The organism is Brevibacillus choshinensis (assembly GCF_001420695.1).
Classification (GTDB): domain Bacteria; phylum Bacillota; class Bacilli; order Brevibacillales; family Brevibacillaceae; genus Brevibacillus; species Brevibacillus choshinensis.
On record NZ_LJJB01000007.1, the window covers coordinates 1373926 to 1387539 of the forward strand.

The window sequence follows — 13614 nt, forward strand, 5'->3', positions numbered from 1 at the left end:
ATGCTTTCAGACATTCTCGTCGTTGATTTTTCACAGCTTCTGCCGGGTCCTTACGCCACACTTCGACTGGCAGATCGAGGAGCACAAGTCGTGAAAGTGGAGACGCCACAAGGAGACCCTGCTCGAAAGCCTACGATGATCGACCAAAAAGACAATTACTTGTTTCGGGCAAATGGACGCAATAAAAAAAGCATCGTCCTCAATCTCAAAGAAGAGTCGCAGCGTTACGTGGCACTCGATTTGATAAGTCAGGCGGACGTGGTGATTGAAAGCTTTCGTCCAGGCGTGACCAAGCGCTTGGGGATCAGCTATGAGGATGCGGTAAAAGTAAACCCGGGTATTGTCTATTGCTCCCTATCGGGCTATGGCCAGGACGGTCCGATGCAACAGCTCGGGAGTCATGATCTCAACTACATGGCGTTAAGCGGAGCATTGGCCCAGTTAACCGATGACAACGGAAGCCCCATACCGCCGAGCTTGACCTTTGCAGACATGGCTGGTGGTATGGCAGCAGCAGAAGCGATTTTGGCGGCGCTCGTCCAGCGCGGAAAAACCGGCAAGGGTGCCTATCTGGATATCGCGATCGCTGATGTCATGTTGACGATGATGACGACTCATGTCTTGTTGGAGTCCGCGACTGGTGAACAGCACGGTCTTTCCAAATTGTCCAGAGGTCTAGTCTCCTACGGGATCTATCAGACAAAGGATCAGCGCTTTGTAGCTTTGGCTGCTCTAGAATCAAAGTTTTGGGAGAATTTTTGCGAGGCCGTTGAAAAGCCGCAGTGGCGATCTGCAGGAATGACTCCACCCCATGATGACAACCCGGTCTATCAAGACATGAAGGCACTTTTTCAAAGCAGGACTTTGGCGGAGTGGACCGCTTTTTCGCTCCAGGTCGATTGCTGTCTGACTCCCATTTTAGAAGCGGGAGAGTTATACCAGCATCCACAGATGCAGGCTAGAGGATTGATTCAGGAATGCTGGGGACATCGATACGTGGGGACCAGCTATCAGGAGTCGCGGTTTGTCCTGGATTCAGCTTCACCCGCACCCAAGCTAGGGGAACACACGGAAGAGTGGTTGACGAGATTGATGAAAAACTCGTAAAGGGGAGAATCAGGATGGCGTACGAGCAACTCGAGGTACGGGTAGAGAACAAGGTCGGTCTGATCAAGATGAGCCGGCCAGACATTCGCAATGCCATGGTTCCGGAGCTGCGACGCGAGCTCCACGAAGCTTTGGCTCAGATGGAACAAGATGATCAGGTGAATGTTCTCGTCCTCACAGGGGATGGCAAGGCGTTTTGTGCAGGTGGAGATTTGGGAGGAATGAACAGGAAGATTGACGCTGTGACGGGCCGGAAACGACTGCTGCAATCCCATGAGCTGATACGAACCATTCTACGGCTAGAAAAGCCCGTGATCGCGGCGGTAAACGGAGCGGCAGCGGGAGCAGGATTTAGCGTCGCTCTTGCCTGCGACATGATCTTTGCTGCCAGATCCTCCTTTTTCGTACAAAGCTTTGTCAATGTGGGACTTGTTCCCGACCTTGGGGCCGTTCATTTCTTGACCAGCCTACTCGGACCTCATCGCGCCAAGGAGCTGATGTTCACAGGAGACAGGGTATCTGCGGAAAAAGCACAGGAGCTAGGCGTGGTAAATCGCGTGATGAACGATGAAAGCCTGATGGAAGAAGTAGGAGCGATCGCAGAAAAGATGGCAAAGGGTCCAGCGATTTCGATGGGACTGACAAAAGCAATGGTGAATCGCAGCATCCTGGGTCAATTACACGATACGTTTGAAATAGAGGCATTTGCCCAAGGGCTGTGCTTTGAGACGGAAGATTTCAGAGAGGGAGTCAAAGCATTCTTTGAAAAGCGTGCTCCTCAATTCTCGGGTCGTTAAACGATATGATTTTCTATCGAAGGAGGAATCACGATGTCCACGACGGCTGCCCACGATTCTCATAAAACGACGCGCCCCTATTTGACGGAGGAGCATCAGATGTTCCGCGAGTCGCTACGCAAGTTTTTGGAAAAGGAAGTCGAGCCCCATTTCGAAAAGTGGGAAGCGGATGAGTTCATTCCCAGGTCGTATTGGGACAGGATGGGGGAGAACGGGTTTCTTTGCCCGCAGGTGGCACCGGAATATGGGGGTCTCGGTCTAGATTTTGGATTCTCGATCGTGCTGGCGGAAGAGATCGGTAAAGTCGGGGGAGGACTTGGCGGTCCCGGTTTACACTCCTCGATTGTCGTGCCTTATCTGGAGTCTTTTGGTACGGAAGAACAAAAGCAAATGTATTTGCCCAAGTGCATCAGTGGTGAAATCGTGACGGCGATAGCTATGACTGAGCCTGCAGCCGGTTCTGATGTAGCAGGTATTCGGACGACAGCCATTCGTCAGGGTGACCACTACATCGTGAACGGGGAGAAAACGTTCATCACAAACGGCATCCATGCAGATCTTGTCATCGTTGCGGTCAAGACAGACCCGAAAGCGACGCCTGCACATAGAGGGGTTAGCTTGCTGTTGGTTGATCGAGATACGCCTGGCTTTTCCCGAGGAAAAAAACTGAAAAAAATAGGCTTGCGCAGCCAGGATACAGCGGAGCTCATTTTCGAAGACGCCAAAGTCCCTGTCTCCCAGCTCTTGGGTGAGGAAGGCAAAGGCTTTTACTACCTCATGCACAAGCTGCAGCAGGAACGGATTCTCGCAGCTACTGGCGCGCTCGTTGCTGCAGAAGACATGCTTGATCTGACCATTCAATATGTAAAGCAGCGGCAAGCTTTCGGTCGTACCATCAGCACGTTCCAGAACACGCAGTTTGAGATTGCGGAAATGGCGACGGATGTACAAATGGCGCGTACGTTTGTGGATGACTTGATCGTTCGGCATATGCAAGGACAGGATGTGGTGACTCAGACCTCGATGGCCAAGTGGTGGATTACAGATATGGCCAGACGAATGGCTCCGCGCTGCATGCAGCTTCATGGAGGGTATGGTTTTATGGAGGAGTACAAGATCGCCAGACGCTATCGAGATATCGCGGTATCTCCTATCTTTGCAGGCTCCAACGAAATTATGAAGGTGATCATCGCCAAGAACTTCGGATTGTAACCACAAAAAAGTCGACAAAGGAGAATGCGTATGGGTCGTATGTTAGAAAATCAAATAGCAATTATAACAGGCTCGGGCAGAGGTGTGGGACGAGAAGTCGCCCTGATGATGGCTGAGCATGGTGCGAAAGTGGTCGTATCCGATCGCGATGAAGGCCCTGCAAACGAGGTGGCAGCGGAGATCCGGGATAGCGGAGGAGAAGCACTGGTTTATTGCGGGAATGTGACTGCCTCTGATTTTGCGAAAGGAATCATTGGGGAGACGATCTCAGCATTCGGCAGGCTCGACATTCTGGTGAACAATGCCGGGTACACGTCCGACGCCCTCATTCACAAAATGACGGATGAGCAGTTTCAGGCGATGCTCGACATTCATCTGATTGCTCCGTTCAGACTGATCCGAGAAGCTTCACCGTACATGCGAGATGCCGCAAAAAAGGAAATCGAACAAGGGATTGTCCACCATAGAAAAATCGTGAATGTGTCATCTGTAGCAGGGATCAGCGGGAATGTCGGGCAGGCAAACTACTCATCAGCCAAAGCAGGTATGGTCGGTTTGACCAAGACGGTCGCCAAGGAATGGGCAGGATTTAACATCAATTCCAATGCCGTCGCGTTTGGATTTATCGATACGCGGCTGACCCAACCAAAGGAGCTGGGTGAAACGGTCGATGGCGTAGCCGTAGGCATTCCGGAGAAGGTACGGAATATGTTTATTGATAAAATCCCGCAAAAGCGCGCGGGTGATCCAAAAGAGGCGGCAGCCGGTATTTTCTATCTCGCGTCTCCACTCTCAAATTACGTCAACGGGCAAGTCTTGCATATTAACGGAGGAACTTATACCTGATGAAGGAGGGATCGAGTTGATCGAATCAAAGATCGAATCAAAAATCGGAACGAAAACGGGTACCACGACCTTTACTGTTGAGCTGGGGAAAGTAAAAGAGTTTGCAAGGGCACTGGGTGATCCACATCCTAGCTACGAAACAGGGGAGTGCTTGCCTCCGACCTTTGGCACCGTAATCGACTTTTGGAGCGGTGACTCGTCCTTGTCTGCCCTGTTGAACCTCAATATGGCCAAAGTCCTGCATGGGGGGCAGGAGTACGAATACGTGGGGAAAATCAGACCGGGAGATGTCATCACCACTGAAGGGGAAGTCGAGAATGCCTACACCAAGGCAGGGATGAACTTCTTCGTCGTGAGAAAGACCTACCGGAATCAAAACGGCGAAACGGTGTTGTTGAGTCGCTCGACGATCATCGAGAGACATGGAGAGGAGGAGTCGGATTGAAAGTCGGATATGAGCTGCCACCTGTGGAAAAGGGCGAGATTACACATACCCAGTTAGTACGCTACGCAGGGGCATCAGGTGATTTTAATCCCATTCATACCGTAGTACCGTTTGCTGAAAAAGTCGGCTTGGGTGGCGTGATTGCGCATGGCATGATGATCATGGGGTTTATCGGACAGGCGATCGGCACGTGGTTTCATCCTGATCAGCTTTTGCGCTTCTCGGTTCGATTTCAGGCGATGACTCGACCTGGAGAGCAGATTACTGTCCGAGGAGAAATCGTAGGGGAAACTGACGACACTTGGAAATGTGAAGCAGTAGCCATCAATGAAGCAGGGGAGAAAAAAGTCAGCGCTAGGTTTGACATCCGAAAAGCATAGGAATCATTCATCGTGAAAAAACGCCGGTACGGAGCAAAACAGTCCTTCCGGCGTTTGTCCTCATGTGTAGACTCTCGAATAACCTGACAGGGAGAGGTTCTTTCATGATCTTGACGACTGGATTGATGAGAAATGCCAAAGTCATGCCAGAGAAGGAAGCCATCGTAGACGGGGAACATCGCTTTACATACGCCGAGTTTGCGAGTCGTGTCGCCAAGCTGAAAGAAGCTTTAACGCAGGCGGGGGTTCAAAAGGGAGATCGCATCGCAGTGTTGATGCTGAACGATTTTCGTTACATTGAGTTGATGTTTGGGGTAACAGCGTTGGGGGCAATTCTGGTACCGTTAAATTACCGGTTGTCACCCGAGGAGCTCGTATACGTTCTCAATGATTCCGGAGCCAAAGCATTATTTGTTCATCGGGAGTTTTTGAAAACGCTTCCTTACTTGAAGGAAAATCTACCATCCCTTACTCACTACGTTCTGGCAGATGGTGACTTGACACATGAGGAGCTGGATTCCTATGAAGCATGGATCACGCAAGCCATAGATACGCCACTAAGCTATTCACCCGACATCCATGAGAGTGATGTGGCTGGATTGTTTTATACCGGGGGAACGACAGGACGATCCAAAGGGGTCATGCTGACGCATCGAAATATGGTCAGCAACTTTTACCACACAGGTGTACTCACAGGTCTCAACCGCAATTCGCGATACTTGCACGTAGCTCCGATGTTTCATCTCGCAGATGGCGCGAGCATGGTGAGCATTACGATCGTGGGAGGAACGCACTGTGTGGTTCGCTCCTTTACGACAAAAGCATTTATGCAGGCGATCGATCAATACAAGGTGACATCCACTTTACTGGTTCCAACGATGCTCAACATGGTCATGAACGATCCCGATTTCAAAAAATACGATGTGAGCTCACTAGAACGGGTGACGTATGGTGCTGCCCCTATGCCAGTGGCACTTTTGAAAAGGGTGATCATGGAGTTTCCGGGCATTCAGCTCGTGCAGGGCTATGGGATGACGGAAGCATCCCCGTCGCTCACCCAATTAACAGCGGAATACCACGTCGTGGGAGGTACCGAAAAAGAGGAGCGCCGGCTGTTATCCGCTGGAAAGCAAGTGTTGGGCGTAGAAGTGCGCGTAGTCGATGAGGAAGGGAATGACGTGCAGATAGGGCAAGTAGGTGAGGTCATTGCCCGTGGGGACAACATCATGAAAGGATACTGGAACCTCCCAGAGGAGACGAGTGCCGTCTTGAAAAACGGTTGGTACCACACGGGTGATATGGGAGCTTTTGATGACGAATACTTCCTGTACATCGTTGATCGGAAAAAAGACATGATCATCAGCGGAGGCGAAAATGTCTACTCGCCTGAGGTGGAAAATATCCTATATCAACATCCTGAGGTCGTGGAAGTCGCTGTAGTAGGTGCGCCGGATCCCAAGTGGGGAGAAGCAGTCGTAGCGGTGGTTGTGAAGACAGCTGGAAGTACGTTGACTGAGCAGGACCTGATAGATTTCACGAGGGAAAAACTGGCTCATTACAAAGTTCCAAAGCGCATTTCTTTCGTGGATGAGCTGCCCAAGAGCGGTGCGGGCAAGATTTTAAAACGCAACATCCGGGACCGCTACTGGGAAGGCATGTCTCGACGTGTGAATTAATCGAGGAATGATCTATCCTGCTGCTTATCGTGGCAGGCTTTTTTCTTTCCACAATTCTTGCGAGCCGTGGACTTGATTCAGGGTGGAAAAAGCTTGGTTTTCCCGATATAATATTATTATTCTGAAAATAAGGAAATTCGACAATGGTGTCGAATTTGCCGTCTTTTCGAATGCACGTCCATTCTCTGAGAAACTGGAGGTGGAGTTTTGCGTCAACCATACCGAATCATTGTCATTGATGACGATCCAATCACCCGCATGGACTTGGTCGAGATGCTGCAGGTGGTAGGATATGATGTCGTGGCAGAAGGAAAGAACGGAGTAGAAGCTGTCCGCTTGACGCAAACATGGCACCCCGATCTTGTGATCATGGACGTGAAGATGCCGGTCATGGACGGATTGACGGCAACTGGAATTATTCGGAACTGCTCGAATACCGAGGTCATGCTCTTGACGGCGTACAGTCAAAAAGATCTGGTCGTGCAGGCCATGGCCAAAGGCGTGTGTGCCTACTTGGTGAAGCCTGTCATGGAGGAAGAACTGCTGCCCACCGTAGAACAAGTCTTAGCGAATCGTTAGAACTTCAATAAAAGTGAACAAAAAAAGCAACGGCGCTTTTGAAAGCAGACGGATGTCTCTCCGTTTGATTTTTCAAAGCGTCTTTTTTCTATGAAAAACGTCCCCTCTCATCGGGGGATTGGAACATCTCGACGTTTTTCATGACCATTTTGTTAGCGATTCTTTCCGATGAGAACAGAAAGAGAGTGATTCTTCGATGAAATTGGCATGCGTCATTCGCAAACAGCATTATTCATTCGGCTCAGTGCGTGAAGTACTCGCAAAAGCGAGTGAAGAAAAATCCGGTGATCACATGAGCAAAATCGCGGCTGAATCCGCTCTCGAGCGGATGGCAGCGAAAGTGGTACTCAGTGAAATGACGCTGGCAGATCTCTATGAAAACCCCGTGATTCCTTATGAACAGGATGAAGTGACAAGGATTATTTACGATGATATCAATCTCTCAATCTACGAAGAGATCAAAAATTGGACGGTCGGAGAGCTGCGTGAATACATCTTGTCCTTTTCAACGCAAATGCCCGAGCTGACTCGCATCAGCCGTGGGTTGACCAGTGAGATGATCTCAGCGACTGCCAAACTGATGTCGAGCATTGACCTCGTGATGGCCTCACAAAAAATGCGTCACCAAGCATATTGCAATACGTTAATCGGAGAGCCAGGGCGATTAGCCTTTCGCTGCCAGCCAAACCACCCGATTGACGATCCACAAGGGATTCTCGCTTCTATCAAGGAAGGGCTGTCCTACGGCTCGGGGGACGCCGTCATCGGAATCAACCCCAACAACGACTCAGTCGAAAGTGTTACCAAGCTGCTCAAGATGTCCCACGACTTTATGCAAAAGTGGCAAATTCCTACACAAAACTGTGTACTCGCTCACATCACGACGCAGATGCAGGCTTTGCGAGGTGGTGCCCCTATCTCGTTAATGTTCCAGAGTCTGGCTGGTTCACAGCGTGCAAATGAGGCGTTTGGCGTTTCTAAAGAGATATTGGACGAAGCGATGGAACTGATGCTGCGAAAAGGGACGGCGGCTGGTCCGAACGTGATGTACTTCGAAACCGGCCAAGGCTCGGAAGTATCACTGGACTCCCATGAAGGGGTCGACATGCAGACATTAGAGGCGAGAACGTACGGATTCTGCAGACATTGGAAGCCATTTATGGTGAATAACGTCTCTGGATTTATCGGGCCGGAGACGTTGTACGATGGCAGGCAGATGATTCGAGCTGATCTGGAAGATTTGTTTATGGGGAAACTGCACGGATTGCCGATGGGAATCGCTCCGACCTACACCAATCACATGCACGCAGACCAGAATGATCAGGAGATCGCAGGCATGCTGACGACGCTCGCAGGCGCCAACTTTTACATGGGCGTGCCGGGCGGTGATGATGTCATGCTGAGCTATCAGGATACGAGCTATCATGACGACGCCAGCTATCGTGAGCTATTGGGACTACGGCCTTTGCGCGAGTTTGAAAAGTGGCTGGAAAAGATGGGGATCATGGAGAATGGGCGATTGACGGAACAGGCAGGAGATTTATCTATTTTTGACTAGAACACGGGAGGGTGTAGAGGATGAAACCAATCGATGTTGATAATCTGGTCCAACGTGTCTGGGATGAGGTCATGAAAAAGAGGCAGGAAGTCATTCAGTTTCCGGAGCAAAAACAGCCAGGTGTAGAGCGTCCCAAAAATCCAGAAGCGTTGGAACAAGCGATGAGTAGGACTCCGGCCCGAATCGGTATCGGACGGGCAGGCACACGGATGAAGACGACGAGCTATCTGCAATTTCGCATCGATCAGGCGGCTGCTCAGGATGCTGTGATGAAATCCATTACGCCTGAACTGCTCGATCAATTGCAGCTTCCTGCCTTGCATACGAAAGCAAAAGATATGCAAGAATATTTGATGAATCTGGATTCAGGTCGTATGCTCTCGGATGAATCCGCCGCATGGCTCGCCCAGCATGGGGAAAAGGGAAAGGATGTCCAGATCATTATCTCGGACGGCTTGAGTACTTCTGCGTGTGAGGCGACGATTCCTGATCTGTTGCCAGCCCTCATGCAAGGGTTAGCATTGAAAAAGATCAGTGTGGCAAAGCCTGTGTTCATTCATAGAGGCCGCGTATGGGTGCAGGACCATGTGGCTTCCATCGTGAAGTGCAAGGTCGTCATTTCCTTGATAGGAGAAAGACCTGGACTCGCGACGGCGGAAAGTCTCAGTGCCTATATGATCTATCAACCGAATGAAAACACCGTGGAATCAGATCGCACCGTCATTTCCAACATTCATCGTGGCGGGACGCCGCCGATCGAGGCAGGAGCCTATTTGGCGGAGTTGCTGGAGGAGATTTTACATTACCAGGCAAGTGGCGTAAAATATGCGCAGATGCGTTTGAAATAACAGGTAGATTCCTACTGGCGTCTCAACCGCTCATGCTCTAGAATACATATGAGTAGATCATTATCGATGAGGAGTTGCTACGCATGACGGAGCCTAATCAAAACGAAAAAGACACGTCCGAACAAAAGCCAGGGAAAATCAGTCTGCAAGAGGCAATGAAGCGCAGACTCGCGGAGAAAAAGGCAGAGCAAGCACAAGCCAACAATCCGATAAACCAAAAAGCAAAAAATCAATCCATGAGGAGCCAACAAACCAAAAAAACGAACAATCAACGTAGACGTACGGGTGTATAAAGCGTCTTGAGCAACATCAAGGGGATGTGCAGTGTATCGATCGCTGCATGTCCCCTGTTTATTTGTTATGGTGTAAAAGGTGGTGGGAAACTTGAAAATAGAACGACTGCTCGCGATTATCACGATGCTACTCAACAAGCGCAGAATGAGTGCTTCTGAGCTTGCGAATCACTTTGAAGTCTCCCTTCGCACGATCTATCGGGATCTCGAGAACATCAATGCCGCAGGAATTCCGATCGTTGCGTATCCAGGCTCAAACGGTGGCTATGAAATCATGGAAAGCTTTACGATCGATCGACAATATCTTTCCTTGGAGGAATTAGTGACGGTGATTGCGGCGCTAAAGGGCGTCCAATCCTCTTCCGCGGAAAGTCAAGTCGGTCACTTGTTGGAAAAAATCAAGACATTGGCTACGACAGGGAGCGAAAGAACGGGAACTGGCTCGGTTCATCCCATCATCTATGATTTTAATCCGTGGGGTAGTACGAAAGAATCGATGAGCAAAGTTAGCCAGCTACGGCAGGCGATCGAAAATAAACATCGTGTGTCTTTTCTCTATACAAAGATACAAGGAGATTCCCAGGAAAGAACCGTAGAGCCCGTCACTCTAATCTTGAAAGGCTATGTTTGGTACATGTATGGCTATTGTCTGTGGCGGCAATCGTACCGACTGTTCCGTCTGTCCCGCATCGCTGACTTGACCGTTGGTGAAGAGACATTTACTCCGCACGAGACAACGGTAGATACGCTCAGATGGCTGGAGGAATGGGAAAGCGTGGATCAAGTATCTTTGGTGCTCGAATTTTCTCCCAATGTCCATGTTCGAGTAAAGGACATGTTTCGTCCAAATGAAGTAGAACTACGAGAGAACGGCACTCTTCTGGTAAGAACGGTAGCTTCCAATGATGAATGGCTGTATGGCATGTTGCTTAGCTTTGGCGAAGCACTGACAGTGATCGAGCCAGAATCGATCAGGTGTCGAATACGCGATTCGGTAAAAAAAATGACGGAACGATATGAAAGCAGATGGAATGTTGACAGATAGTTGTCAAGGTAGGTTCTGTATACTGATCCTTGTAAGCAACTATGTGAATAGGGAGCGGATCAGAATGAATCCTACTTTTGTCAAATTGGATGAGATGTGTATTGCGGGGATCGGCATCCGTACAACCAATCAGCAACAAAGCGAAGGAAACGGGTCAATCGGGGAGCTATGGCAAAGATATTACGCGGAAGGGATTCAGGATCGTACTCCAGATCGCCTGGACCCGGACGTTGTTTTAGGCGTCTATTCGGAGTATGAGAACAATGAAAATGGAGCTTACAACCTGTTGATCGGGTCAGCCGTGCAGCTGGGAAGTGATGTGCCTCAAGGTCTTACGGTATTATCTATCCCTGCTGGCACGTATGCGGTATTCACGACAAGACGCGGTCCTCTCGTGGAAGTAGTCGTGGAGGCATGGAGTCACGTATGGGAATGGTCTCATCAGAGTGGAAACAAACGCACATTTACTGCTGATTTTGAACGGTACGATCGAGAAAACTGTGCGGATCCAAACAATGCGCAAGTCCAACTGTATATAGCGTGTGAACCGAGCTGAACAGACTGCAGATATCAACTAGCCTGAAAAGTTGGGGAAAAAGCCGAGGAAAGTATCACCTCGGCTTTTACTGATTTACATTAACTAACGGCTGGATCGTGAGTCGATATTCGATTTTTAACTTCATTTTCTCCCAAAGTTTTAGCCACTCGCTATCACTGATTGGCTTAGAAAAAGGATGAAGGGTTCGTGTACCAATTTCCAGAGGGTCGATCTTCCATTGTTGCATGGTCTTCAACAAATCGGAGGTACGACTGACTAAGTATTTCTCAATGTTTTGATGCAGTTTAGCCAGCTCCTCACGCTCGTGTAAATTTTTGTTCCCTCGATACTCCTCAAGACGGCCAGTGAGGTCAATCTTTATCGTCATATTTTTGTAGGCAGGGTCTAGATCGATGTCGACTTTGGAGCGGACATGACCTAAGGTGACATCGGAGGATGGTATAGCAAAAAGCTTTAGGTAGTGATCATTATCAATCAGCTGAAAAATTTGGTCGTCCATGAGGGGAAGCATATTGATCATCTTGTCATGCCTGAACATGGCTGTCCCTTTGTACGTGAAATTGTCCTTCTTCACTTCAAACAAAGGTAGATACGGGTCAGCAAAGGGCGAGAACAGCTTGTTTTTAAATTGATGCAGATTGAGGATGCTCATTTCTCCTTGATTACTCGCTTCATAGTGTTTGAGCATGCGATAGAGGAAATAATCCAGATTCGCCTGGTCATTTAGCTGTTCTCTCATGAACTCTTCAAAATTTCCTCTAGAGATGATGAGATATAAACGCTGAGAGATGTCCGTATCCATCAAATAGGTACTAATGAGCGGTAACACCCCTTTTCTAGCGAGTTCTTCATTGATGACGATTACACGTAGCTGTCCAGGTTTCAATTCTCGATAATAGATCAGATTAAATTCTTTTCCACCTTGCTTTTGCAGATCGACCTTTAAGGTCAGCATTCTTTTTTTCTCATGGATGAGGGGAGGGACCAACGTACTGATATCCATATGTCTATCATCGGACTGGTTGAGCGACCAGAAAATGACGGGGGCGATTTCCTCGATTGTATTGTTCTCCACGAAAGGAGAGCATCCCGTCGTCCCTATGATTCCACTTAAAATAGTAAATGCAAAAGCTGCGTGTATCCAGAGCATGGCTACACCCGTCCTTTTTGATAGATCGAAATGAGAAGGAAGGAAGGAACCAACAGATAGGTGATCGCCCCTGACCAGATCTGCAGGTTCAACAACCTATTGACCACGGTGCCACTATTCCAAGTCCATTCGTTGATGATCATCGTGCAAGCGAGTAAGGTAAACCAACTGGCGAAATATCCCATTCGAGAGGTCGGCTTGGTGGTTTTTCTACCAGCGATTCTGGCTGCGCCATAGAAACACAGCAGTAAGACGGAAATGGCAAATACAAATTGGAAAAGATAGATGGAAATCAGTAGCATGTCAATGCGTTCAATGACAGGTGATTGCAAATATCGGTACATATTCACAACGGGATAGGTGCTGGTACTTAAGTAATTCGATCCAAAAAAGAAGAGAGATCCAACAAACAAAAGCAAATATTCGAGGACAGACAGAGCATTTGCATACGCTAGGCTTTTGAAGGTGTTTTCATTCGGACGGAGCCAGGGACCCAAACAAATCAAGTATTCCGGTCCTGACAACGAAGACCATATAAATAACAGCCCTTCCCAATTAACTTGGGACCATTCCAGGGGGATTAAGGGGAAGAGATCATGGAAAGCCGCAATCGGCGGCAGATAGAACGGCACAATAAGCAGGATTATCCAGATGATCATGAAAAAAGCAATCACAATAAAGCGGATGGTGATTTCCATTCCTTTGGAAGCGACATACCAGCTGATCAAGAGCATAAAGAGAATCAGCCATTTTGGATTCATTGAAGGGTAAATGAACGTACGTACAATCTCGACGTATCCTATGAGAATGATGGATGCTTTCAACAACAGAAAAAACAAGCCGATGCATGCGAAAAAACGTACCAAGGTCTCACCAAATAGCTCAACAAAGCCATCGTACCCCTTTGTGGCAAACCTCGAACGAAACCATTTGGTCAACAGCATCAGATTGAGGTGCGAGACGATTCCTACGAGTACGATTCCCCAAATCATATAGGGATGAATCAAATAAGTAGGCATGATGATCACAAAGTAAAGCATCTGAAAGCGGTTTGCCATCATAAAGATGTAGGCACCGTTATAAGTGGTAGATTTTTCAAATAACGAAAGTGCGGTCACC

Annotated in this window: 15 protein-coding genes; 13 read left to right on the top strand and 2 right to left on the bottom strand. The window is 48.7% G+C overall.

The genetic code is table 11. From position 1 onward, the window contains the following. The 13 genes from AN963_RS06675 (at position 1) to AN963_RS06735 (ending at position 11342) form a co-directional block, all read left to right on the top strand. Positions 1–1107: a CaiB/BaiF CoA transferase family protein gene (locus AN963_RS06675; protein WP_055743730.1), complete on the top strand. Its 1107-nt coding sequence runs from the start codon at positions 1–3 to the stop codon at positions 1105–1107. A gap of 14 nt (positions 1108–1121) precedes the next feature. Beyond that, on the top strand, positions 1122–1904 hold the full coding sequence (locus tag AN963_RS06680; protein ID WP_055743731.1) for an enoyl-CoA hydratase/isomerase family protein: 783 nt from the start codon (positions 1122–1124) through the stop codon (positions 1902–1904). 33 nt (positions 1905–1937) lie between these two features. Further along, a complete protein-coding gene (locus AN963_RS06685) occupies positions 1938–3116 on the top strand; it encodes an acyl-CoA dehydrogenase family protein (protein ID WP_055743732.1) in 1179 nt (392 codons plus the stop codon). A 30-nt stretch (positions 3117–3146) separates the two neighbouring features. After that, positions 3147–3962, top strand: a complete 816-nt coding sequence (locus AN963_RS06690; protein WP_055743733.1) for an SDR family NAD(P)-dependent oxidoreductase — start codon at positions 3147–3149, stop codon at positions 3960–3962. A 16-nt stretch (positions 3963–3978) separates the two neighbouring features. Continuing rightward, positions 3979–4407 carry an FAS1-like dehydratase domain-containing protein gene (locus AN963_RS06695; protein ID WP_236707881.1) on the top strand — a complete coding sequence of 143 codons (429 nt, stop codon included), beginning with the start codon at positions 3979–3981 and terminating at the stop codon, positions 4405–4407. After that, positions 4404–4787 (top strand): MaoC/PaaZ C-terminal domain-containing protein, encoded by a 384-nt coding sequence (locus tag AN963_RS06700; protein ID WP_055743734.1) that lies wholly within the window; start codon positions 4404–4406, stop codon positions 4785–4787. Before AN963_RS06695 ends, AN963_RS06700 begins: the two co-directional genes overlap by 4 nt. Before the next feature lie 104 nt (positions 4788–4891). After that, positions 4892–6463 carry a long-chain-fatty-acid--CoA ligase gene (locus AN963_RS06705; RefSeq protein WP_055743735.1) on the top strand — a complete coding sequence of 524 codons (1572 nt, stop codon included), beginning with the start codon at positions 4892–4894 and terminating at the stop codon, positions 6461–6463. 207 nt (positions 6464–6670) lie between these two features. Then, complete coding sequence (locus AN963_RS06710; RefSeq protein WP_055743736.1) at positions 6671–7042, top strand: response regulator; 372 nt, start codon at positions 6671–6673, stop codon at positions 7040–7042. Between the two features lie 196 nt (positions 7043–7238). Next, positions 7239–8600 (top strand): ethanolamine ammonia-lyase subunit EutB, encoded by a 1362-nt coding sequence (locus AN963_RS06715; RefSeq protein ID WP_055743737.1) that lies wholly within the window; start codon positions 7239–7241, stop codon positions 8598–8600. 20 nt (positions 8601–8620) lie between these two features. Beyond that, positions 8621–9448 (top strand): ethanolamine ammonia-lyase subunit EutC, encoded by an 828-nt coding sequence (gene eutC / locus AN963_RS06720; RefSeq protein WP_055743738.1) that lies wholly within the window; start codon positions 8621–8623, stop codon positions 9446–9448. Between the two features lie 83 nt (positions 9449–9531). Then, positions 9532–9741: a hypothetical protein gene (locus AN963_RS06725; protein ID WP_055743739.1), complete on the top strand. Its 210-nt coding sequence runs from the start codon at positions 9532–9534 to the stop codon at positions 9739–9741. Positions 9742–9832: 91 nt separating this feature from the next. Then, entirely contained in the window at positions 9833–10786 is a 954-nt protein-coding gene (locus AN963_RS06730) for a helix-turn-helix transcriptional regulator (protein WP_055743740.1), read from the top strand. A 64-nt stretch (positions 10787–10850) separates the two neighbouring features. Then, complete coding sequence (locus AN963_RS06735) at positions 10851–11342, top strand: GyrI-like domain-containing protein (RefSeq protein ID WP_055743741.1); 492 nt, start codon at positions 10851–10853, stop codon at positions 11340–11342. A 67-nt stretch (positions 11343–11409) separates the two neighbouring features. On the opposite strand, the gene AN963_RS06740 is transcribed toward AN963_RS06735, so the two are convergent. Further along, on the bottom strand, positions 11410–12420 hold the full coding sequence (locus AN963_RS06740; protein ID WP_236707882.1) for a Ger(x)C family spore germination protein: 1011 nt from the start codon (positions 12418–12420) through the stop codon (positions 11410–11412). Between the two features lie 77 nt (positions 12421–12497). Beyond that, on the bottom strand, positions 12498–13613 hold the full coding sequence (locus AN963_RS06745; protein ID WP_055743743.1) for a GerAB/ArcD/ProY family transporter: 1116 nt from the start codon (positions 13611–13613) through the stop codon (positions 12498–12500). Between the last annotated feature and the right edge of the window lies 1 nt (position 13614).

Excerpts from the sequence above, each read along its gene's own strand:
- AN963_RS06735 (WP_055743741.1), top strand. The coding sequence starts at position 10,851 with ATGAATCCTACTTTTGTCAAATTGGATGAGATGTGTATTGCGGGGATC.
- AN963_RS06675 (WP_055743730.1), top strand. The coding sequence starts at position 1 with ATGCTTTCAGACATTCTCGTCGTTGATTTTTCACAGCTTCTGCCGGGT.
- AN963_RS06725 (WP_055743739.1), top strand. The coding sequence starts at position 9,532 with ATGACGGAGCCTAATCAAAACGAAAAAGACACGTCCGAACAAAAGCCA.
- AN963_RS06690 (WP_055743733.1), top strand. The coding sequence starts at position 3,147 with ATGGGTCGTATGTTAGAAAATCAAATAGCAATTATAACAGGCTCGGGC.
- AN963_RS06715 (WP_055743737.1), top strand. The coding sequence starts at position 7,239 with ATGAAATTGGCATGCGTCATTCGCAAACAGCATTATTCATTCGGCTCA.
- eutC (WP_055743738.1), top strand. The coding sequence starts at position 8,621 with ATGAAACCAATCGATGTTGATAATCTGGTCCAACGTGTCTGGGATGAG.
- AN963_RS06705 (WP_055743735.1), top strand. The coding sequence starts at position 4,892 with ATGATCTTGACGACTGGATTGATGAGAAATGCCAAAGTCATGCCAGAG.
- AN963_RS06680 (WP_055743731.1), top strand. The coding sequence starts at position 1,122 with ATGGCGTACGAGCAACTCGAGGTACGGGTAGAGAACAAGGTCGGTCTG.
- AN963_RS06685 (WP_055743732.1), top strand. The coding sequence starts at position 1,938 with ATGTCCACGACGGCTGCCCACGATTCTCATAAAACGACGCGCCCCTAT.